General features: G+C 68.2%; 18 protein-coding genes and 1 pseudogene. 17 read left to right on the top strand and 2 right to left on the bottom strand.

Features of this window, described 5'->3' with window-relative positions; translation table 11 throughout:
* Positions 1–129: 129 nt before the first annotated feature.
* From ASF53_RS24495 to ASF53_RS24575, 17 genes are all read left to right on the top strand, one after another.
* The gene (locus ASF53_RS24495; RefSeq protein ID WP_502690599.1) at positions 130–1,014 is read left to right on the top strand and encodes an AAA family ATPase; all 885 of its coding nucleotides are present in this window, start codon (positions 130–132) and stop codon (positions 1,012–1,014) included.
* 11 nt (positions 1,015–1,025) lie between these two features.
* The gene (locus ASF53_RS24500; RefSeq protein WP_286134709.1) at positions 1,026–1,478 is read left to right on the top strand and encodes a CBASS system Cap8 protein; all 453 of its coding nucleotides are present in this window, start codon (positions 1,026–1,028) and stop codon (positions 1,476–1,478) included.
* Positions 1,475–1,978, top strand: coding sequence for a hypothetical protein (locus ASF53_RS24505; RefSeq protein WP_056205232.1), 504 nt, complete (start codon positions 1,475–1,477; stop codon positions 1,976–1,978). The genes ASF53_RS24500 and ASF53_RS24505 overlap by 4 nt, the downstream gene beginning before the upstream one ends.
* Positions 1,978–2,877: a CBASS oligonucleotide cyclase gene (locus ASF53_RS24510; RefSeq protein WP_056205233.1), complete on the top strand. Its 900-nt coding sequence runs from the start codon at positions 1,978–1,980 to the stop codon at positions 2,875–2,877. The genes ASF53_RS24505 and ASF53_RS24510 overlap by 1 nt, the downstream gene beginning before the upstream one ends.
* 48 nt (positions 2,878–2,925) lie before the next feature.
* The gene (locus ASF53_RS24515; RefSeq protein ID WP_056205236.1) at positions 2,926–3,654 is read left to right on the top strand and encodes a DUF6602 domain-containing protein; all 729 of its coding nucleotides are present in this window, start codon (positions 2,926–2,928) and stop codon (positions 3,652–3,654) included.
* Positions 3,655–3,798: 144 nt separating this feature from the next.
* Entirely contained in the window at positions 3,799–5,337 is a 1,539-nt protein-coding gene (locus ASF53_RS24520; protein ID WP_056205239.1) for an SAVED domain-containing protein, read from the top strand.
* Between the two features lie 238 nt (positions 5,338–5,575).
* Positions 5,576–6,127 carry a metallophosphoesterase gene (locus ASF53_RS24525; RefSeq protein ID WP_056205242.1) on the top strand — a complete coding sequence of 184 codons (552 nt, stop codon included), beginning with the start codon at positions 5,576–5,578 and terminating at the stop codon, positions 6,125–6,127.
* Complete coding sequence (locus tag ASF53_RS24530) at positions 6,124–6,942, top strand: metallophosphoesterase (protein WP_056205245.1); 819 nt, start codon at positions 6,124–6,126, stop codon at positions 6,940–6,942. Before ASF53_RS24525 ends, ASF53_RS24530 begins: the two co-directional genes overlap by 4 nt.
* A 94-nt stretch (positions 6,943–7,036) precedes the next feature.
* Positions 7,037–7,564, top strand: a complete 528-nt coding sequence (locus ASF53_RS24535; protein WP_056205248.1) for a hypothetical protein — start codon at positions 7,037–7,039, stop codon at positions 7,562–7,564.
* The gene (locus ASF53_RS24540) at positions 7,504–8,193 is read left to right on the top strand and encodes a HEPN family nuclease (protein WP_162242250.1); all 690 of its coding nucleotides are present in this window, start codon (positions 7,504–7,506) and stop codon (positions 8,191–8,193) included. The genes ASF53_RS24535 and ASF53_RS24540 overlap by 61 nt, the downstream gene beginning before the upstream one ends.
* 396 nt (positions 8,194–8,589) lie before the next feature.
* Positions 8,590–10,572, top strand: a complete 1,983-nt coding sequence (locus ASF53_RS24545) for an AAA family ATPase (protein ID WP_056205254.1) — start codon at positions 8,590–8,592, stop codon at positions 10,570–10,572.
* A gap of 982 nt (positions 10,573–11,554) precedes the next feature.
* The gene (locus tag ASF53_RS24550; protein ID WP_162242251.1) at positions 11,555–12,781 is read left to right on the top strand and encodes a site-specific integrase; all 1,227 of its coding nucleotides are present in this window, start codon (positions 11,555–11,557) and stop codon (positions 12,779–12,781) included.
* The gene (locus ASF53_RS24555) at positions 12,778–14,778 is read left to right on the top strand and encodes a hypothetical protein (RefSeq protein ID WP_056205261.1); all 2,001 of its coding nucleotides are present in this window, start codon (positions 12,778–12,780) and stop codon (positions 14,776–14,778) included. The genes ASF53_RS24550 and ASF53_RS24555 overlap by 4 nt, the downstream gene beginning before the upstream one ends.
* Complete coding sequence (locus ASF53_RS24560; RefSeq protein ID WP_082483076.1) at positions 14,759–16,801, top strand: site-specific integrase; 2,043 nt, start codon at positions 14,759–14,761, stop codon at positions 16,799–16,801. The genes ASF53_RS24555 and ASF53_RS24560 overlap by 20 nt, the downstream gene beginning before the upstream one ends.
* A gap of 111 nt (positions 16,802–16,912) precedes the next feature.
* The gene (locus tag ASF53_RS24565) at positions 16,913–17,335 is read left to right on the top strand and encodes a hypothetical protein (RefSeq protein WP_056205265.1); all 423 of its coding nucleotides are present in this window, start codon (positions 16,913–16,915) and stop codon (positions 17,333–17,335) included.
* A complete protein-coding gene (locus tag ASF53_RS24570) occupies positions 17,335–17,802 on the top strand; it encodes a hypothetical protein (protein ID WP_056205268.1) in 468 nt (155 codons plus the stop codon). The genes ASF53_RS24565 and ASF53_RS24570 overlap by 1 nt, the downstream gene beginning before the upstream one ends.
* Positions 17,799–20,066, top strand: coding sequence for an AAA family ATPase (locus tag ASF53_RS24575; RefSeq protein ID WP_056205271.1), 2,268 nt, complete (start codon positions 17,799–17,801; stop codon positions 20,064–20,066). The genes ASF53_RS24570 and ASF53_RS24575 overlap by 4 nt, the downstream gene beginning before the upstream one ends.
* Positions 20,067–20,158: 92 nt before the next feature.
* Here ASF53_RS24575 and ASF53_RS24580 read toward each other — a convergent pair whose 3' ends face one another.
* Positions 20,159–21,271, bottom strand: coding sequence for a hypothetical protein (locus ASF53_RS24580; RefSeq protein WP_056205275.1), 1,113 nt, complete (start codon positions 21,269–21,271; stop codon positions 20,159–20,161).
* Between the two features lie 47 nt (positions 21,272–21,318).
* Positions 21,319–21,406: pseudogene (locus tag ASF53_RS26105) on the bottom strand (IS5/IS1182 family transposase); the annotation flags it as partial.

Genomic DNA, 21,406 nt, shown 5'->3' on the forward strand with positions numbered 1-21,406 from the left:
GGGAAAAATTTCCAGCAAACAGAACTCAATATCAGGCGTCCATTCAAGGCGACTCCTGATTGGAGAGGGATTTCGACTCGCCCTTCGAACCTAATGGTAAGGTTATCTTTTAACCTTGAGGAGACATTCGTGGATACACCCAAGGGCATTCACCGGATACGCAATCTGCCAGATGCGACCCTCCGCCAACTCTGGGACTCGATTGTCATCGAGGCCGAGACGAAGAAGCAGCTGCACGCCCAGGCCATCCTGAATTTCACGGTCAGGAAAAGGGTCCCGCGCACGGTCCTCCCCCTGCACGGTATCATTTTCCTGGTCGGACCACCGGGTACTGGCAAGACCTCTCTGGCGAGAGGTCTGGCCGACCGCGTCGCCCGGTCTTTCGATGGCGCCAAGATCAGGCTGCTTGAGGTCGACCCGCACGTGCTCGGCAGTTCGGCCATGGGCAAAACGCAGAAGGCCGTCTCTGAGCTGTTCTCGCAAACCATCGCAGAAGCCGCGATGGCAGGTCCGATCATCGTCCTGCTGGATGAGGTCGAGACCCTTGCAACCGATCGTACCAAGCTCAGCCTGGATGCGAATCCGGTCGACATCCATCGGGCGACCGACGCGGTGCTAACCCAGCTTGACGACTTAGCAGAAAAGTACCCGGACATCCTCTTCGTCGCCACGAGCAACTTCCCGGATGCCGTTGATGCCGCCTTCTCGTCCCGGTGCGACCTCATCCTGGAGGTGCCTCTCCCGAATGCGGACGCCTGCAAGCAGATCCTGAAGGATTGCCTCACGCGGATCGGCGAAGCTTACCCGGCCATCGGCTCAATTGCCGCTTCCCCGCTCTTCTCCCGATGCGCCGCGGAATGCGTCGGATTGGACGGTCGAGCCATTCGAAAGACGGTCGCCAACGCCATGGCGGCTACCGTTGAGACAGCGGCAAATCCGAACTCGATGTCGGCCGACATGCTGCTCGAAGCCCTGAAGGCCGCCAAGGCCAATCGCAAGAAGGGAGGCGCGTGATGAGTTCGGTGGTGAGACGCACCATTCGCAGCACCCCCTACCGCGACGCCCGAGAGACCTGGGAGGCGATCGTCAACATCCTGACCGCCGGTGGCGCTCCGGAAGCCCGGACCGAGATGAACTCCGTGACTGGCATCGTCGCGAGCGTCATCGCGGATCAGTGCCCGCAGGGCGCACCGATCATCGCGACCTGCGACGGGCCCAGGACACGATTCTACTGCCTGTACGACGACGATGCTCTGGAGGCCGATACCTACAACGAGTCCGGCCTGTCGCATGACGCGACGAAAGGCGATTGGAGGGTCTCGATCCCGTGTCAGGAGGAAGATCTGACCTGGGTCCAGACAGCCCTCAAGGAGAAGACCTCTCGGGTCACGGCCCGGAACCAAGCCGACGATGCACCGGCCGAGAAGGCCGAGGCAAGCGAGAGCTTGGTTCTGAACCTGAAAGGTCTCCTCGGATGACGACATCGGTTACAGTCAACACCTACACGCATTCCGTCACCTACGTCGCCGACAACATCCAAAGAACCCTCAAAGACATCATTCGCTTGAGCGGGCTTAATCCGCAAAATTTTATCAACAACTGGGAGGTCAATAGCCGGGGTTTGCGGACTTGGTTGGAGACCAAGGATCTCGAAACAGTCGTCCTCGAAATCTACAATCCGGTCACCGGAGCGCTGATTATCCGTTGGGACATCGACATCGTCTACGGCTGGTCGAGCGGTGAAGGCAACTTCTGGACCGACACAGAACAGCTGAAATACGCGATCCAAAAGGCCGGCGTCGCACCCGAGAACGCAAGCTACGAGCTGATACTCAGGTGCAAGCCGAACCGCCCCGACGTCATCGGGTGGTCGTCGTGCAGCATGAGGTCCACCGACGGGATGGTTCGCCAGAGCCTGGGCTCGACCGTTGAGCATTACGGACTGGGCGCGAACAGCGCATATTGGAGGAAGCTCTGATGCTCAACGTCGACGAGGCGTTTCGCAAGTTCAAAAGCCGGCTTGAGCTGAATGATAAAGAGCAAGCCAACGCGTCAGCCCGCCAGAAAGAGGTTCGCGAATACATTGAAACCAAGTTCAAGATCGACCGCAGCTTCCTGACGGGCTCCTACGCGCGTTGGACGAAGACCAAGCCGCTTAAGGATGTCGACATCTTCTTTGTCCTGAAGCCGTCGGAAAATCACTACCGCAACAAGGCGCCGGCGGTCGTACTTAATGACTTTCACTCCGCACTGGTCGATAAATACGGCAGCAGCAACGCCAAGCGGCAGAATCGCTCGATCAACGTAGATTTCGGCGTAAAGGCCGATGCCGATGACAACACCGACTATCGAGTCATCAGCCTCGATGTCGTCCCGGCTTTCGATAAGGACGATAATTTTGAGATTCCCGACGACACGCTCGGGAAGTGGATCGGCACAAATCCGCAGGTCCACGCAAAGAAAGCCGTGGAAGCGCATCAAGCCTTTGCCTGTGAATGGAAGGGCTTGGTCAGGATGATCAAATATTGGAACAACAACCCCAGGCATGGCGAGAAGCCGGTAAAGCCCTCCTTCCTGCTGGAGGTCATGAGCCTGCAGTGCCTGCACGCCCCCTGGGGCGGGAACTTCGATCGGGAGATCCAGGGATTGTTCTCGACCCTGGCAGACCGGATCCACGAGACCTGGCCGGACCCCGCGGGCCTCGGCCCCCCGATCAGCGACGGCATGGATACCGCTCGCAAGGATAGGGCAGCGAGACTTCTCCGCGAGGCGAGCCGAGACGCCAGTTCGGCAATACACCTGACACGGCGCGGCCAGAATGGTGAGGCCCTGAAGGCCTGGCGAGCGCTATTCGGGCCGAAGTTCCCGCTGTCCTGAACAGGTCAGCCCACTGGTCCGTCACCCCTTCGAAAAAGGAGCAAATCGATGAGCGGGTGGTCTTTGCCTGTGCTGTTGGCAGGCCTGCACGATGACATCCAGGGTCGGCTGGAGCGTGCTCGAAAGCTTTACGGCCACCCTGTCGCAAAAGGCGAGGCCAGCGAGACCGTCTGGCTTGAGCTGCTTAAGTACCTGCCCTCGCGCTACCAATCAGACACCGCGTTTGTCGTGGATAGCGACGGCAACTTCAGCGATCAGATTGATATCGTTATTTTCGATCGCCAATACACTCCCTTCATCCTGAAGCAGGATGGTCACGCCGTCATACCCGCTGAAAGCGTCTACGCGGTCTTCGAAGCGAAGCAGGCCATCGACGCGGGTCAAGTCGCCTACGCACAAGCCAAAATCGCCAGCGTGCGGAAGCTGCGCCGGACGAGCCTGCCCATCCCGCATGCGGGTGGAACGTATCCTCCGAAGCCGCCCCACCACATCATGGGCGGTCTTCTCACATTCGAAAGCGCCTGGGCTCCGGCGTTGGGGGATCCACTCACGCAAGCTTTGTCCAAGGGCGATCCCGACAACAGGCTGGATTTGGGATGCGTCGCAGCTCATGGGCATTTCGCGAGAGATGACGCGACCGGGAACTACATTGTGACCTCGGAGGGCAGACCAGCAACGGCCTTCCTATTCGAGCTCATCGCGCGGCTGCAGAGCACGGCTACCGTCCCGATGATCGACATCCGGGCATACGCGAAATGGCTCAACGATCCGCGCTAAAATTCCGCACCTACTCCTCCGGTTATTTATGGAATTTCAAAATTATATCGAACTTACCATATTCCGGTCTGGAGGAATTTCTAATGAAGGTTGCAGGATTTATTTCGCTTGCGTGGGTCTCACGCGGAACATCTCGGGCAATCGATGACGCAGGCTGTCACAGTTCGCCGCGACGGCGATACCTTCCAAGCTAGAATGTTCTGGCGCCACGCCGCACGTTTACTCGATCCAGAAAGCCCGATTGTAAGAGTTGGCTTCGAAAGCGGCCCCAAGAGTTTTGACGACATGTGGGTCGAGTATGACCTCACCAGGAGTGCCTCTGATTCACATGGAAACACGCTTCGTCGCGACCACATCCAATGCAAGTGGCACGTGACGCCCGATTATTATGGTTTCAGGCAGCTCATCGATCCGGAATTCATCAACGCGAACGCGCGATCCCTACTGCAACGGGCGCTCGACGCTCAGCGGGCTTATGCTCCGGACGGCAATGGCGTCCGTTTCAAGCTTCTGACCAACTGGCGCCTCGATCGTTCCGACGCGCTGCGCGAAATGGTGAGCACCAGATCCGGTGCACTTCGGATTGAACGCCTTTACAAAACCGCTACGGACAACAGCAAGGCAGGTGGGATCCGCAAGGCTTGGCGCGAGCACCTCAAAATCAGCGAGGCCGAGCTTCGAGTGTTGGCACGAACCCTGGCGTTCGGCGAGGTGACCGACAATCTCGATGATCTTCGCGAGGGACTCGATACGCTCTTCGCCCTGGTCGGATTGCGGCGGATCCGTGCGAACGAGAGCGCGTTCCCATATGACGACCTCATCTACCAATGGATGGGGCAAGACAGCCTAGTATTTGATCGGGAGAGCTTCAGAGCCGCCTGTTCCAGGGAGGGCCTGCTTGGACAAGGTCAAGGGCGCCCCCTGATCTATGGAGTGAAGTCCTTCGAGCACGCGATCGATCGGCTGGAAGATCGCTGCACCAGCGTGCTCAATCTCGTTCCGGCATTCGACGAGCGCTCCATCCGCTGCGATGGCGACTGGACCGGTGTCCTCTACCCTCGGTTGAGGGCATTTCTGCTGAAGGCCGCGAACGGCCAATCGGCGCTGCGGTTGGCACTCGACGCCCATGTCACCTTGGCCTTCGCGGCGGGGTCCGTCCTGAACGTCAAATCCGGACGCCGGGTGGAGTTGGAGCAGAGGACAGCCGACAAACGGATTTGGTCGGCGGACGATCTGCCTCCGGACCCTAAGTGGCCTGGCTTGACGTCGGAGGTGGTCGATGTCGCTCCAGGCCAGCCGGACTTGGCCGTGGCCGTCGGGCTGACCCATGAAGTTCTCCGAGACGTGCAGCGCTATGTCGAGCGCGCAGTTCCGAGCATCGGTCGCATCCTGGCTGTGAAGCCAAGCTCAGGGCCCGGTTGGCAGTCTGTCGCCTGCGGACGGCATGCCTGCGAACTTGCTACGGCCCTTGCAGCACAGATTAGGACCGAGCGCGGCGGCGCCGCATCGGCGATGATCCATCTCTTCGTAGCGGCGCCAAATGCCTTCACTTTTTTCTTGGGTCAGCGTCAGCCCCTCCTGGGGCGCGTTTGCTTGTATGAGTTTGATTTTGAGGGAGGCCGTGACCGATCCTATGCTCCAGCCTTGACCTTACCCATTCCCGATCTCAGAGCGGGAGCCTGAATCGACCCCGGTCGGCTGGTTCGGCTGCCGCTCGACCGAACTCAGCACGCTCGCATCCGGGTCGATATCCTCGCTTTGCACAGCCGCCCGCGATGCCCAGTTGCGATAGGACCGCCGAGCGAGGATCCTCGCGCAGGAGGAGATGGTCATCATGAAACGCTTGTCGCCGCCCCCCTTCGCCTGACCCCGGAGCGCCGCGGCCCGCGCCCGAGCCTCCGCAAACGCGCGCGAGGCTCGCATGCCCACCCGAATTCTGTTCACCGCGGACACGCACTGGTCCCACCAGGCCGTGCTGGGCCCCCGCCTTGGCCTGAACAGGCCCTTCGCCACGATCGAGGCGCACGACGAAACCCTCATCACCCGCTGGAACGCCGTCGTCCGTCCCGAGGACACAGTCTGGCACCTTGGCGACTTCTGCTACCGCTGCCCCGAGGACCGTGCCCGCGCGATCTTCGCGCGCCTCAACGGCCGTCGCTTCCTCGTCCGGGGCAACCACGACCGCATCGGCGCGCGCCTGCCCTGGGACGGCGTCGTCGACGTCGCCCACGTCCTCGTCCCGAACCCGGACGGCACCGTTACGGGCGTGTGGTGCAGCCACTACGCCCACCGCGTTTGGCCGCGCCAGCACCGGGGTGACCTGCACCTTTTCGGCCACTCGCACGGCACGCTGCCCGGCACCGCCAGGAGCACCGACGTCGGGGTCGACTGCTTCGACTTCCGCCCGGTCACCCTCGCCGAGATCCTGGTCCGCCTCGCCGAGAACGCTGCCCGTGAGGGAGGCGCGCCATGACAGCTGCCCCGGCCCGACTCCTATGGGTTTTCAGCGACCTGCACCAGGAATGGCTTGAGAACGCCTGGGACCCGGCCGCGCACGCGCCGACGGGAGGGTTCGACGTGGCCGTCGTTGCGGGGGACGTGCACATGCCGCTCACCCGCGCCCTCGTCTGGCTGGCCGAGCGTCTGCCAGGCGTGCCGGTCGTCTACGTGCCGGGCAACCACGACTTCTGGTGGGACCGCGGTGAGGAGCGTTACACCCTCGCGGACCAAGCGGCCCGCGGCCGCGAGGTCGCCGCACGCCACGGCATCCACCTCCTCATGGACGACGCGGTCACGATCGGCGTTACCCGCTTCGCCGGCGGCACGCTCTGGACCGACTTTCGTCTCGGCTCGACCAGCCTGACCCAGGCCATGCGCTCTGCCCAGGGCCGCGAAGGCATGGTCGACTATCGCCGGATCCGTACGGGGCCCCGGTCCCGCGAGCGCGTCGAGCCGGAGGAGATCCTCGCCCGGCACCGGCGCACCCGGGCCTTCCTCGACGCCACCCTCGCGACCCCACACGCCGGCCCGACCGTGGTCGTCACCCACCACGCCCCGCACCCCCGCAGCCTGCCCGACCCGCACGGCCACCTGCGCTGGTGCGACGCCTCCGACTTGCGCGACCTCCTCCACGCCCGGGGACCCGAGCTCTGGGTGCACGGCCACGTCCACCACGCCGTCGACTACACGGTCGGGCCCACCCGCATTGTCTGCAACCCGCGCGGCCATGCCGGCGAGCGCACCGACTTCGAGCCGTGCAAGACGATCATCCTCGGGCCGCCCGACTAGGGGGAAGGGGGCGCCCTGCTTTCCGTGCGGAGAGCAGCGTGTCAGCAAATGCGATTGTGTCCGCCGGCACACCCTGGACTTGCCGAGCAGCCTGGTGCCGACGCAGCTCCACTGGGCTGCGATGCAGGCGCGCCAGTTACAGCGCTTGGCGCTGGAGAGCCTGCTGCGCTGGATCGAGACGCGCATCGATGATGGCGGCGCCTCGTCGGAGAGCTTGGCCGACGACGCCGAGGCGGCGGCGCGCGAGACGGAAGAGGGAGCGGACGCCGCGACCCTAGGCAGCTATCTGGACCTGGTGACGGCGCGGACCGACGGCCATGGATGGCCGGCCGCTTGCGGGCTCGCGGGAGAGGCGGACATCTTCGCCCTCATGGCTGAACTGCACGACCCCGGACAGGCTGTCGACGGCGCTCGCGCTGTCGAGCGCCTGCGGCCTGATCAATCACGCCTCCGGACCGGACGACAAAGCGACCTACGCGGCGGCGGGCTGAACGATCGCCTTTCGGCAGTGGCGGGGCTCCAACCTGAGAGCCGCCGATACCCGGACAAGGAGACTTACGGATGGCCCACCCGGACGGACCGTTGTTGCGCGCCCTCGCGCCGCGCATCCTGGCAAACCTGAACCGGATCGATGAGCTTGCCTCGGCCGGAGCGGACGGCGCCCCGGGACTGTACCCGGAGACCCAGCTCCTGGTTTCGCTTCTCGGCGTCCTGGTGTTCCCGCAGCAGCGGTCCGACGAGGCTCTCGGCCAGATCCTGCGCGACTACGCGCCTCTGCCGACCGCCGTCACCATTCATCATCTGAAGCCGCCGGGCGGATTGCCCGAGGACCTCGATCCCGAGCATGTCGAGATGCTCCCGCGCATGCTCCGGAACGGCCTCGCGCACTTCAACCTCCTCCCAATTCCGGACGGGGACCGCTTCGCCGGGATCCGTGTGTGGAACGAGGACCGCGGCCACATCACCTTCGTGGCGGATCTCGACTTCAGGGAGGTACGCCGCCTCGCGCAGCACGTGCTGACCAAGCTGGCCGACGACGATGAACGCTTCGAGAACCCGGTCGATCCACTGGAGCGTCTGGAAGCCGGGAACCCGTCGCCCACCGGTCGGCGGCCTCAGGTGCGGATCTCCGATACGATCTGGGCTCGGCTCGTAGAGGCTTGCGGCGGGGACGCGGATCGGGCGCACCGCGAGAAGGACCGTGCCCTGACACGGGCGGCCGAAACGCTGGCAGCGCGGCCGGATCGCTGATCCGGAACGATTCCCGTTGAACCTGCGCCGGGCGGGCCGATCAGCGTTGTCCACAGCCGGCGGCGAATTGCGAAAAAAAATCTGGCGGCCCAGTTGACGCCGATTCGGACTTGTTCTGTATTCGTTCCGAGGCGTCTCGATACCGCCCCACACCTCCCGCCCTCGTAGCTGATGCTCGGGCGGCCCCAATCCATAAGGCAGCCGTGATGACAGCTCGTCCCCCGCGAAAACGGGCACAGCGCCGGTATTACGGCTGGCCCGTGGTTCCGCCCTGCCCGATAGGCCGGGGCGACCCCGTCCGTCCCGTCCCGACCCTTACCCCCGAGGCCTGACCGGCGCCGCGAGCGCCCGGCTGCCTCGCGTGCGGAGGCAGCCATGTCAGCTAGGAAGACCACGATGGCCGTCGACGCTCCCCACGACGTGGCGGACATCGACGGCCCTGCCGACCATCCGGCCGATCACGCCGACGACGCCTATGTGCGGGCCGCCCTGGCCGGCCTGCGCTCTGCCCGGGACGTCCTGCCGGTTGCCGCCCTCCTGGAGGCGCTCGGCCCGGCCGGGCTCCGGCGCCTGCGTGAGCCGGGCGGCCTCGCGGTCGTCGTCCAAATTCCCTCGCCGGACTGGGCGCCGCACATTGATCTCGCCATCCGCGAGTTCTCGGCATTCGCGTACGCCTTCGTCCGGATCGGCTCCCAGCGCAATCTCGACCGCCCCAGCGAGGGCAACGACAAGGCCGCCAGCCTGCTGGCCGAGGGCGCGCGGGTGCTTGGGATTTCCCAGGCGCCGGAACGCTACCTGCCGGCCTCGCTCGTGGCGGGCGCCGATCTCCTCGTCCGGATCGGACCGCCGTCGAACCGGATCATCAACGCCGTCATCCGCGCCGCGACGGGCAAGCGTCCGCGTCGCATGCCGCCCGCGGCCGCGGCCGGCCTGGATTTCGACGCGATCACCGCCTCGATTCGGCTGGCGAGTACGCCGAGGGCCTGCCTCGACCGGCTCCAGGTCGCGCAGCGCGCCGTCTGCGGCGACGACGTGCGCCTGGCGGATGTCCCCCCGCTGGAGGAGTTGTGCGGCTACGGCGACGCAATGTCCTGGGCTCAGAATTTAGTCCGAGATCTCGACGCCTGGCGCGAGGGGCGTCTGGCCTGGGAGGCCCTGTCGCGAACTTGCGTCCTGGCGAGTGCCCCCGGGTTGGGCAAGAGCACGCTGGTCCGGGCGATCGCCCGGGCCGCGCGCCTCCCCCTCGTGGCGACCAGCGTCGGCGATTGGTTCACGGGATCCTCGGGACACATCGATACAGTACTGCGCTTCGCCGAGCAGACGATGATGCGGGCGGCGGCCCAGGCCCCGGCCCTACTGTTCCTCGACGAGATCGACGCCCTTCCCAATCGGGCCACGATGGACAACCGAGGCCGGGACTGGTGGACCCCGGTCGTCAACGGCATCCTCACCGCCCTGGACTCGACCACGTCGGGACCCACGTCGCGGCTCGTCGTGATCGGTGCGACGAACCACCCGGAGGCCCTAGACGCGGCCCTGGTCCGGCCGGGGCGGCTGCACCCCATCATCCGCATCGCTCCTCCCGACGTGCCGGCCCTGGCCGGCATCCTGCGCCAGCACCTCGGGGCTGACCTGCCCGGTATCGATCTGACACCGGTGGCCCGGCTCGGCGCCGGCGGCACCGGGGCCGACGTGACGGCCTGGGTCAAGGCCGCCCGCGCCGCCGCCCGCGCCGCGGGTCGGCGCATGATCCTCGCCGACCTCGTCCTCCAACTCGCGCCGCCTGACGACCGCACTCAGGAAGAAATTCTTATCTGTGCACGCCACGAGGCCGCACACGCGATCGCGGCCGAGCTCCTAGACGTGGCGCGCGTGTCCTGCGTCTCGATCGCGCTCGGCCTCACCAACGCGGGCGTCGTCCGCGCCGCCGCGGCCCCCAAGCTCCTGATGACCCGAGCTGACACCGAGGCCTACGCGCTCGTCTGCCTCGCTGGGCGCGCGATGGACGCGCTCTGCGGAGCTCCGAACAGCGGGGCCGGCGGTGACCCGCGCTCGGACCTCGGCCGGGCGACTGCGGCGATAGCCGCCGCGCACGCGTCGCTCGGCCTCGGCGAGACCCTCTCCTACCGGGGCGGAATCGACGAGATCTCGCGCCTCCTGCGCGAGGATCCCGCGCTCAGGCGGACCGTCGAGCGGGACCTGCAACGCCTGTTCGTCCAGGCCTCGGCCTTCGTGAGCCAGCATAGGCCCCTCGTCGAGGCGGTCGCGAAGCGACTGGTCTCCGAGCGCTCGCTCTCCGGCGATGCGATCGCCGCGCTGATCCGAGTGCACCGGCAGGGCGGCGCCCACGCCGTTCGGGGAGGGTCCGATGCGCGATGACGCCGATACCCGGCTTGGAGAGATCTTCCGGCGCCTGGCCCTTCTACGCTCCGAGCTTGGTGAAAATTCCTATGACCGTACGGTACGGGACCTCTTGCAAGCGCTCGGCGCATCCGCCCTCCGCGAGGCGGAGCATCGAGCCAGGACGTTGGATGAGAGCGGCCGCCCCCGACCGACCGACGTGCGCGTGACACCGTTCCCGGCCCGGCGGCCGCGTGAGCCGATGGAGGATGATCCATGAGACCCGGCCCACCCCTGGCGCCGCCTAGTCGTCCCCCAAAAAATATATTTTCTCCCAGATGAATGAGGAATCAATTCTTAAACAAAGGTGGAAATTAGGCATATCGGGAACGGAATCGGAGCCCGCGCCGAAGACCCATTCCGAGCCTACCGTGTCGGAGAACAGGGTTATCGCGCGAACTTGGCCGGCGTATCCGCGAGTCAAGTCCGTCGCCGACAGAGAGTTTGGAATGGGCCTTTCAACGTTCGCGCCCCTCTGGACGACGGATTGCGAAGCTCTGTATGTCAATATCCGGTACCGGCGGCGATGTATGAAAGCAGATGAGCCGTTAATGCGAGAGAATGGCGGCTGCTATTCGAAAATGCTCAATCTCTACGACCGCCAAGACCGCTTCTAGACCATTGTATTCTACGACCTAACCGCCTTTGACGGCGGATCATCGTCTGCGACTTCCGCGGCAGACGCTTCTGACTGGATCAGAGGCATAGGAGACCTGCGCGTCAAGGCGGACGGCACGCACGATCGGGCGTGTGCCGCGACCACGGAGAGGACGGCCGTTCCATGTGCATCGAGCAGGCGCCGAGCGAGGGCACCGTTACACTTGGGCGGCGGTCTCCGCTCCGCGGATCCGGCTCATCGGAACGCCCTCGACGCGACGCGCGGCCCGGCCCGGGACGCACCGTCGTCTTCGTCCCGGACGCCGCGCGTCTGGCCCAGCTCGGATTCGGGCGCGTCGCCGCCGTGCCCGTCCTATTCGACGGACGCGGCCGCGTCCTCCGGCACCCGTCCCGGTACCTCCGCGAGCGGGCGACGCTTCAATGGCACCCCTCGCGCAACGAGCTCGGCTCCGGGGGCCGTGACTATCCGACGCCCGCCACCCTCCGGCACATCGCCTACGCCGTGGCGCATTTCCTGTCGTGGGGCGAGGCTCGCGGGCTCGACTGGCGCACCGCCTGCTACGACGACGTCCTGTGCTATCAGCGGGAACAGCTCCAGGGCCTTTGGTCGGCGCGAAAGGGCCGCAAGCTCCAGCCCGGCACGGCGAACGCGCGCGCCGACGAGGCCACCCACTTCCTGGCCTGGGCCTCCTTCCGCGCCCTGCGCGAGCCCTTCCCGTACCCCCGCGTGACCAAGCGCCGAGCGGTGACTGCCTCGGGAGGATCGGCCTGCGTCGCGGTCGCGCGCGCGGGGCGGGCCCGGGAAGCGCGTCCCGGCGATGTTCGGCGCGTGCTCCTCATCCCCTCTGCGGCGGAAACAGCGGCGTGGCTCGATCAAGTCCGCCGACGTCGCGGATCCGCCAAGGCCCTGCTGGCCTCGACGATCCTCCAGACCGGGGTCCGGCTCAAGGAAGTCGTCGCGCTGACGACCGACCAGATCCCCTCGGCCGAGACGCTGGCCGCCCTGCGGGCCTCGGGTCGCGCCATGGCGCCGGTCCACCTGAGCGTGACGAAGGGCGGCAGGCCGCGCACCATCGACATGCCGGCGCCGCTCGCGGCCGAGATCCGGCTCTGGATCGACACGCGCCGGCTGGTCGCCGCCCATCGGCACAGGCACCGCACCGGGCACTTGGCCGGCGAGCGCCTGTTCATATCCGACGCGCCCGGCCACGAGGGCGTCCCACTGCAACGCCATACGGTCCAGCGTCTTTTTCGCGAGATGCCCCTCGGGACGGCGGCGTGGTCGGCGCACCTGGGGCGGCACACCTATGCCTGCAACTTCCTCCTCCACGCGATGCGGAAGGACGCCGCGGCTGCGGCGCGTCCCCTGGACGCCATGGGCGCCGATTGGGTGCGGGCCCGCGGATCCTTCTGGCTCGATATCCTCCGGCGGCAGCTCGGGCATCTGGGCGTCGAGACGACCGGCCAGTACCTGCGCTGGCTCGCCTCCGCCGTCGGCATCGCCGATCTCGCCTCTGGCTGGCACGAGGCCCTGAATGGGGGAGCGGGTGATGCGGAGCCGGTCCAGTGACCAGCCGGCCGCAAAATCCCGACGACGGCCGGGCCCCCGCCTCGCCCGGGCTTCGGTTCTGGGTCGCGCCGGGCCGAGGGCTTCATTACGAGGTCGACCTCCGCGAGTTCGCGGAGGGCGGCCGCGGCGCGGACCTGCGCGCCCCGGGGCAAGCAGGCTGGAGCGGCGACTTCCGCGGTCGGCCCTGCCTTGCCGCGCAGATCGCCACGCTGTTCCGCCTAGAGCCGCCGTCGGCCAGCAGCGAGAGCACCCTGCGCGCAGGGCTTCGGTGCCTACTCCGATTCCTCGACGTCACGGATCGAGGCGTGGCCGGGGTCGGCCACCTGACCGATGCGCACGGCGTCGGGTTCCTGCGCTGGACGGAAGGGGCCGGGGCTTCGCACTACTACGGCAGCGTCCGGACAGCGGTCGGGCGGATGCGGGAGCTGGAAGGATGCCCGCCCCTGGTCTGGCCAGCCCGCGGCCGCAACGTGCCGCCGCTGCTCGACGATGTCGACCAACCGGCCCTGCGCCGCCTCTTTCACGCCTTCCGGCACGAGGCCCGGGCCGTCAAGGCAATGTTCGCCGAAGGCGAGCGGCTGGCCAGGTCCGGCCGGGACCCGCGCGGCGCACCCTTCGGGCCCGGCATGGCGGAGTCGGCATGGGACGATCGGCGGAACCATGCCTGGCTGGTGGAGCACCTCACCGGTCAGCGGCTCCCCCCGAAGGCGGAGATCCTCAAGCGCGGGGGCCGAGGGCTAAACCAAGCCAACCGGCCCGAACAGCGGCAGCTCGGGCCCGCCTACCTCGCACCGGGCATGACCGAGCGGGGCCGGGACGGCATCGTCGGGAAGTTGCGGTGGTTCCACCCGAGCTATCACGACACGGCGATCTACTTGTGGCTCGTGGTCCTCGGCACCGGCTGGAACCTCGCGACCTGCCTCGCCCTCGACGTGAGCAACGACGCGGGCTGGGTCTCCGACCACCCTTACAAATCGGCGGCCAAGCTGCTTCACGCCTTCAAGGCGCGGGCCGGCCGGAAGGTGTTCGCCTACAGCGCCACCGAGCCCGAGTTCCACCCGTACCGGATCGTCCGGTACATGATCACCCGCACGGCGCCCCTGCGGGAGACGCTCCGTCACCGCCTCGCGGCCGAGCAGGAGCGCTGCGCGACCGCGCCGTCGCCCGCCGCGCAGGCCGAGATCGAGCGCCTGCGCCAGGCGCTCCGCAGCCCGTGGCTGTACCACGTCGTCAACGCGGTGGGCGCCGTCAACTGCTTCGCGAGCGAGGACAGCGCGAAGCTCAATCGGATCGCCCGTATCGTGGCGCAGCGGGCAGGCCTGATGGAGCGGCATCCCGCCCTGGCCGCGATGACGACCACCGTGGCCCGGGACGGGTGGATGGCGCACGCCTACGACCAGTCCGGCTACAGCGTGGTCATGGCGCAGCTCGCCGGCCAGCACGCCGACGCCCGCAGCCTCCTCCACTATCTTCGGCGCCGCCGCTACCGCACCCACTCGGAACGAACGATGCGGCGGGTCCAGGACGCGAGCTTCTCAGAGATCGCAGCGCGACGCCCGCTCGATCCGACGCGGCTTCGCCTCTTGGTCGAGGCCGGTGGCATCACGCCGACCCAGGAGAAGCGGCTGCTCGACCATCGGATGCGGACCCGCTTGGGCATGGGCTGCCTCGATCCCACTCACCCACCGCGCCACCTGGCGCCCGACCACCGCGAGGGTTCGCTCTGCCGGATCCAACGGTGCACGGGATGCCGGCATGGGGTCGTTTTCCAGGACAGCCTCGGCCCCCTCGCCCGCCGGCGGGCGGAACTGCTGGAGCTCCAGCGCACCCTGCCCTTCGCGGTCTGGGCACAGTCGCCGAGCTTCGGCGAGGAGCTCCGGTCCATCGAGCTGACCCTGGAGACCTTCGCCCCCGAGGAGGTTCGCGTCGAGACTGAAGCTTGGTCTGCCAAGCTTCGCACGGGGGAGGTCGCGGTCCATGACACCTATCCGCTCTAGGTCCGCCCGGACGACCGATGCCGAAACTTGGCGCAACGCGGTGCAAGCGGATGCCGCGCACGGCAAGCTCGCCATGCGCTCCTGGGACGATGTTCGCCGCATCGAGCTGTTTCCGGGCGTGCGGCTCGGCGATGCCGTCCTGGTCGTGCCCGAGGCCTGGCTGCCGGCGGGAGCCGTGCGCCGGCTCTCCTTCCGGAGACTAGACCCGAGCTTTGGTGGCCAGCTCGCGGTCGGCGAGACCTGTCACGCGGCCATGCGCGACGAGAGCGTCCGCCGTGCCTTGCTCGCCCTGTGGCTTCCGCGGCGGACCGGAACCGGCATCCGGGCCTACAAGCCGGCGAGCTGGCTGCAGCACGCCCGACGCCTGCTGCGCGCCGTCGCCTGGCAGGTGCGTTGCCGCCCCTCCAGGGACGGCAACGTTTGGCGGCATCTGACCCTGCCGGACCTCCGGGCGATGGAAGACGAGCTCTGCCTTAACGGCGGCCGCCGCGCCGACGTGCGCAACCTGTTCCGCGACCTTCGAGCCGCCGGCGAGCGTGGAATCCTAGGCGACTATCCCCGATGGCCGAGGGCCGAGGCGACGCCCGAACCGGGGATCGAGGCGTCGAACAGGGGTGCCCCGCTCCGCCAAGCGGCCAAGCGGGAGGACCGCTCATGGGTCCCGTTCGATGACCGGTTCGTCACGGAGCTGCTCTGGCGGGCCCTATGGATGCAGCGAAACCTAGCGGGCCAGCTCCTGGACTGCTGGTCGGGCCTGAAGGAGATCGCCGCCCGGGCCGCGAGCCGGGGACGCGGCACAGCCCACCCGGCGGTGATCGCGGAACGACGTCGGCTGATAGCCGCCACCGCGTGGCGGGATGCGGAGAGCCGCCCGATCGGCAGGCTGCCCTTCGCGGTCTCCCAACGGGTCGGGGCGAGGTTCGTGCCGACCGCCACCTGGCCGCCCGGCGACGCGCGCACGGTAAACCTCCTCGTCGGCGTGCTCCAGGCGCTCAACTTCGCGACGGTCGCATTCTGCGTCGGCGCGCGCGTCAGCGAGATCCTCTCGGCCACCGACGATGCCCTGCCGGACTTCGCCGCCGGCCGGCTCGTGGCCCGGACCTTCAAGCTCGTCGACGCGGTCGAAGGTCGGGAGCGGGATTGGCCGCTGCATCCGGCCGCCGCGCGGGCCCTAATCATCCAGCATGACCTCGCCCGCCGGGTCCGACCGGCGGGCGCGCGGCACCTTTGGGTCTTGGCCGGCCACGCGGGTGCCAACCCGTTCGGCTCGCCGCTCTCCAACCCCACGGAACCGCTCGTCTACGCCGTCCGTCATCTCGGCCTGACCGCGTTGGCCGGTCCGGATCGTCCGCACGCCCACCGCTGGCGGCACACCGTCGGCCGCATCGTGTGCCTGTCCGTGATCCAAGCGCCGACGGTGCTCGTCGACCTCTTCGGCCATGCCGACGTCGAGATGACCCTCAGGTACATGCTGTCGGATCCGCGGATCGCCGAGGAGGCCGTGCGGGTTGCCGAGGAGGCCGCCGTGGCCCTCGCGACGGAGGCGGTATCGGACACCCTCGCGGGGGCGACGGAGGGCCCGGCGGCGGCTCCCCTGGCGCGCGGCGTCGCGTGGGCCCGCATGCGGCGGGGCGAGACCGAGTTCGGCGCCGACAGCCTCCGGGAACTCGCCGAGGTCCTCACGATGAGCGGCCGCCAGTGGCATCTCGTCCGTCCCGGCGTGATCTGCACCAAGGGCCCAGGCGAGGCCGGCCCCTGCACGCGCGCCGTCGGCCGCCCCGACCCAGGCGCCTGCCGCACCACCTGCGACCATCGCCTGGAGACGCGGGCCGCCGAGGCAGAATGCGACACGGCCATCGCCAGCTTGCTAGCCGAGGCGGAAGCCGCCGTCGCGGACGGGGCCGACCTCCTCGCTGAACACTTGTGCGGTCAGGTCCTGGCACAGCTGCACCGCTGGGAGTCCGTCCGGACGCGCTGGCTGGCGCGCAGCCCTCTCGCCGCAGCTCTCTGGGCCGGGCGGTGACCCATGGCGAGGCGGTCCCTACCCCCCTCTCGCCCGCGTTCGTTGCCCGATCAGCACGGGCGCCCGTCGGTCACTCGGGCGCCGTCGACCCGGGACCGATGCCAAGCGGCCATGCGGGAGATCGAGCGCGCTTACGAGCCGCACGGGATCTATCCCCAGAACGCCGGCCGGATTAGCCTCCAGGAGGTCCTGCGGCGCGCGGGCTTGAGCGCGGCCGCGCTAGAGAAGCCCCGGCACAGGGAACTGAAGGCGGAGGTCGCGGCCTGGGTCGCGGCGGTGACCGCGCGAGTCGACCGCGGGGCCCGCACGATCAGGCGCTCGGTCACCGAGCGCGTGGACGCCGCCCACGATGCCCTCGCCGCCTACCGGCAGGCGGCCGTGGAGGCCGAGCTCGAATACGTCGAGGGCCGCGTCGAGGTCGCGAAGCTCGCCGCCCGCAACGCCGAGCTTGAGCGGGAGGTCGAGCGGCTGAAGGCCGAGCTCGCGGGCCGAAACGTCGTCCGCCTCGCCAAACGCCCGCAGGGAGACGCCTGATGCCGATGCCCTCCGTCGAGCCCGTCATCCTGTCGGTTCTGGAGCCCTACCTGGAGGAGCTGCACCGAACCTGGAACGCCGCGGGCCGCACGGCGCCGACCCTCCCGGCGACGGATGGGAAGGTCAACGTCCGCGCCGTGGTCAGGCAGCTCATCCGCCGCGATGGGCGTCTGCGCCCGAGCCATGAGCAGCACTTCTTCGACAAGCCCGCCCTCCGCTCGGCGGTCAACGCGATCGCCGCGGAGCAGGGCCTCGCCCCGATCGGCAGCCGCGCGCCCGGCGCCGAGGACGACGCGCTGCGCACGCGTCTCGGACGGGTCGCGCGGGAAGCCTCCGGGCTGCGGCAGGTCCTGGTCGAGCGCGAGGGGCTGATCGACGCGCTTCGCCGCGAGAACCACGCCTTGCGCGAGCAGATGCGTCTGCTGGAGGAGACGGGCATGGTGTTGCGGCGGGGGGACTTGCGATGATGATCGTGCGCGTCACCGCCCTCGTCTCGGTTCGGCCGGCCGGCGTCATCCTGGCAGCCATTGTCGTCGACGGGGGGCCACCGCCGGCGGGAACGGAGCTGCGCGTGCGGGTGCCGCGCCGGCTGCTGCGGGAGGACCCGATGGTCGGGGAGACCTGGACCGTGGACGGGCCGGCCCGGGCGACGCGTTGGGGACGGCAGGTCGATGCCACCGGCGCCGTCCGGGCGCTCCCCGAGGGTGCGCTGATCCGCGAATACCTGGCCGATCATGTGCCGGGGATCGGACGGGAGCGGGCCAACCGCCTGTGGCGGGCCTTCGGAACAGACCTGCCACGCGCACTCCTGGAGGGTGACGTCGCCACCCTCGCGGCCGCCCTCGCGCCCGACCGCCCGCTCCTTGGTCCCCGCATCGCCGCCGCGGCCGTGCGCGCTTGGAAGGACGCGGCGGAGGAGGCCGCCTTGGTAGCCTGGCTCCAGGCACAGGGCGTCGCGGACATCCGCGCGACCCGCCGCATCGCGGCGATCCTCGGCGGCAAGGCGGTCGAGACACTCGAACGCAATCCCTTCATCCTGGTGCCCTTCCTGCCCTGGACGAGCCTGGACGCGCTCGGCCGCCGCCTGCTCGCGCAAGCCGGGCGCCGCAGGCCCGAGGACGCGCCCGAGCGGCTGGTCGGCGCCGTGGACGCCACGATGAAGGCCGTAATCGCCTCGGGGGCGACCGCGATCCGCGACCGAAATCTCAGGGCCGCGGTCGCGTCCCGCCTCGCGGTGGAGGTGGCGCATCCTCGCCTCGCCGCGGCCCTGGCCGCGGGCCTGCGCAACGGCGCCATGGTCGCCGCTCCCGGCGGCCGCTGGCGGGCACCCGGCTGCGCGGTCCTAGAGCAGGCCGTCCTCGACCGGCTGGGCGACATCCTCGCACTGCGGCATGTCAGGGGCACGTCGGCGACGCCCCTCGATTTCCGCAGCGCGCTCGCCGCCTACCCGGGCGCCCGGACGCTCCACCCGGAGCAGCGCGAGGCCGTGCTGAAGGTGCTGTCGACGCCCTTCGCCTGCCTGCGTGGCGGGGCGGGGGTCGGGAAAACGACCGTCGTGCGCACGCTCTGCGACCTTTGGGACCGAACCGGCGGCGACGTCATTTTGGCCGCGATCGCGGGCAAGGCCGCGCTCCGCCTCTCGAAGGGAGCCGGCCGGCTCGCGCGCACGCTGTTCCGCCTGACCCGCGAGCTCGACGAGCGCGCGGAGATCGACCGACGGCTGCTGGAAGTCGTCGAGGCCGACGAGGAGGTGATCCTGCTGGGCCGACGCTCGCAGTTGGCGGAGGTGACGCCGCACAGCCTCGTCATCGTCGACGAGAGTTCGATGGTCGACCTCGCTTCCATGCACGGCCTTCTCCGGCGCATGCCCGCCGGCGCGCGGCTTGTCCTCGTCGGCGACGAGCGTCAGCTGCCGCCGGTAGGCTTCGGCGTGATCTTCCACGCCCTCGTCACGGATCCCGGCATCACCGCAAGCCTGACCGTCGTGCATCGGCAGACGGAGACCAGCGGCATCCCCCGCGTCGCCTCGGTCCTTCGCGAGCGTACGGTCCCGCCGCTCACGCCCTACGGCGGCTTGGCGGAGGGCGTCTCGTTTCTTCCCGCGAAGGACGCGGCGGCGATCCGGGAACGCATCCTGCGGGTGTATCAGGATCTCGCCGCCGACGACCCGCTCGTGGTCGCCCCGACCAAGGGCGGCCCTTCCGGGATCCGGGAACTGAACGAGGCGCTCCACGACCTCCACGTGGAGGCGGACCGGCTCGACGAGATCGCGGGTCCCCTCGGGCAACGCTTCTCGCCGGGAGAACCGGTGGTCCATGCGCGCACCGACTACAACCGCGGTCTGTTCAACGGCAGCCTCGGCCGGGTGGTCACCGTCGCGCGGGACGGGCTGGTGGCGCAGTTCGAGGGCACGGCGCACCACTTCGGACGCGAGGAACTGCTGGACCTTGAGCTTGGCTACGCATTAACGTGCCACCGCGCCCAAGGCTCGCAGGCCGCCCGGGTGATCATCGCGCTCACTCCCTGTCGCCTGCTCGATCCGTCATGGGTCTACACTGCCCTCACGCGGGGCGAGCAGCAGGTCGTGCTCGTTGGCGACACGGAAACGTTGGGGCAGGCGCTGCGGCAGCCCTGGGCGGTCGACCGACGCGCCACCGGCTTCCGATGGCCAGGCGTTGGGCGAACCGTTCGGGACGCACGGCGCGTCTCCAGCCCGCCGCAAGTCCCTTAAGCGCCGTCGACTGTGGAAGCGCAGGCCGGGCCAGCCCCGGCGCCATGACGTGCGCGGCTGGCTCCGGCGTCGCCTCGGCCGTTTCGGAGCGTCTAGGCCGGCGCCAGCTCCCGCGGATCGATCGCGCGCCCCGAAACCTGGTCCGTGTTCGCGTGTGCGAGCCAGAACGCGAAGAAGTCCGTGGCGGCATCGAGCGGTTCCAGGTGCGTGACCTGCCGCGTTTCCTCTTCCTCGTAGGGCGCCGCCAGGCCACTCGGCGTCTGGGTGTCGCCGATGATGACGTAGCCGAAGTGTCGGCGGTCGGCATCCGCCACGTGAATCCCGGCCTGGATCACCCGCAGCTTCGCCGCCGGCACAACGCCGACGCGGATGATCTCTGGGCTGACCACCTCGAAATAGGCGGCCTGCATTCCCACGAACGGATGCAGGTAGAGGTGGGTAGGCGCGATCAGCCCGCATGGGACGTCGAAGGCCAGCGCCGCGGTGCGGTCCCGCGTGTCGCCGCGGTAAACCTTGAGCGCCACGACCTCCTCCCGCGGCCTATCCGAGGTGGTTTGGAGGTGGATGAACTCGCCGGACGCCATGGCGACCAGGCGCAGGTCCTCCTCGTCTCGGATGCGCGGGAGGGTTGTGAAATATCCGTACGAGACGTTGGTGAGCCGGCGCGTGCCGGCGAGATTCCAGGCGGAGGACCAGAGTTCGCCGGCAGCCCGGATGCTGCTCGCGTTGGCGGGCGTCGTATGGTGATAGACCCTGAGCAGGAAGTCGCCGGAGGGATCCCTGCGGCACTCGCCTTTCGCGAGCCCGGCGATGCCGCGCGGCCCCTCGAACCTGCACCGATAAAGCTGGGCCCCATCCTCATAGACATGGACGCGCTCGTCGGACCTGACGCGCACCAGTAGGCGTTCGAGGCGGGTCGCGCGGGCTCCGCCGACGTCGATGCTGATCTGGGCGACGTGCGTACCGGGCTCGGCATCGAAGGCGAGGCTCGGAGGCGAGAAGAAGCTTGGCAGGAAGTACCGGAGGCCGCCGACAGCGATCAGAACGTCGGGGATCAGGTAGCTGCGGCCTTCGCTGTGCGCGAGACGCAGCTTGATGAAGCCTTCGTATTCGCGCCGGTTGACGCCGCTATGCCGTACCGGATGTGACCAGCGCGCCGGTCGTCCGGCCAGGTTTCCCCATGTGGTGTGTTGGTCCCCGATCACGCTTCCCCTCGCCGCTCACCTATCAAGCTAAGAGTCCGTCCGATAAGTCATGATGCTCGCCCGAGCCTTCGGACGAGGATCATGACGGCGGCGGCGTAGAGGAAGGCCTGGGCCGAGGCGAGGGTCGCCTCCGGG

The organism is Methylobacterium sp. Leaf123, from assembly GCF_001423405.1.
In the GTDB taxonomy this organism is placed as follows: Bacteria; Pseudomonadota; Alphaproteobacteria; order Rhizobiales; family Beijerinckiaceae; genus Methylobacterium.

What these genes read in the sequence shown, in the direction of transcription:
- ASF53_RS24505 (WP_056205232.1), top strand. Translation starts at nt 1,475, where the DNA reads ATGACGACATCGGTTACAGTCAACACCTACACGCATTCCGTCACCTAC.
- ASF53_RS24510 (WP_056205233.1), top strand. Translation starts at nt 1,978, where the DNA reads ATGCTCAACGTCGACGAGGCGTTTCGCAAGTTCAAAAGCCGGCTTGAG.
- ASF53_RS24515 (WP_056205236.1), top strand. Translation starts at nt 2,926, where the DNA reads ATGAGCGGGTGGTCTTTGCCTGTGCTGTTGGCAGGCCTGCACGATGAC.
- ASF53_RS24520 (WP_056205239.1), top strand. Translation starts at nt 3,799, where the DNA reads ATGACGCAGGCTGTCACAGTTCGCCGCGACGGCGATACCTTCCAAGCT.
- ASF53_RS24525 (WP_056205242.1), top strand. Translation starts at nt 5,576, where the DNA reads ATGCCCACCCGAATTCTGTTCACCGCGGACACGCACTGGTCCCACCAG.
- ASF53_RS24530 (WP_056205245.1), top strand. Translation starts at nt 6,124, where the DNA reads ATGACAGCTGCCCCGGCCCGACTCCTATGGGTTTTCAGCGACCTGCAC.
- ASF53_RS24540 (WP_162242250.1), top strand. Translation starts at nt 7,504, where the DNA reads ATGGCCCACCCGGACGGACCGTTGTTGCGCGCCCTCGCGCCGCGCATC.
- ASF53_RS24545 (WP_056205254.1), top strand. Translation starts at nt 8,590, where the DNA reads ATGGCCGTCGACGCTCCCCACGACGTGGCGGACATCGACGGCCCTGCC.
- ASF53_RS24560 (WP_082483076.1), top strand. Translation starts at nt 14,759, where the DNA reads ATGACACCTATCCGCTCTAGGTCCGCCCGGACGACCGATGCCGAAACT.
- ASF53_RS24565 (WP_056205265.1), top strand. Translation starts at nt 16,913, where the DNA reads ATGCGGGAGATCGAGCGCGCTTACGAGCCGCACGGGATCTATCCCCAG.
- ASF53_RS24570 (WP_056205268.1), top strand. Translation starts at nt 17,335, where the DNA reads ATGCCGATGCCCTCCGTCGAGCCCGTCATCCTGTCGGTTCTGGAGCCC.
- ASF53_RS24575 (WP_056205271.1), top strand. Translation starts at nt 17,799, where the DNA reads ATGATGATCGTGCGCGTCACCGCCCTCGTCTCGGTTCGGCCGGCCGGC.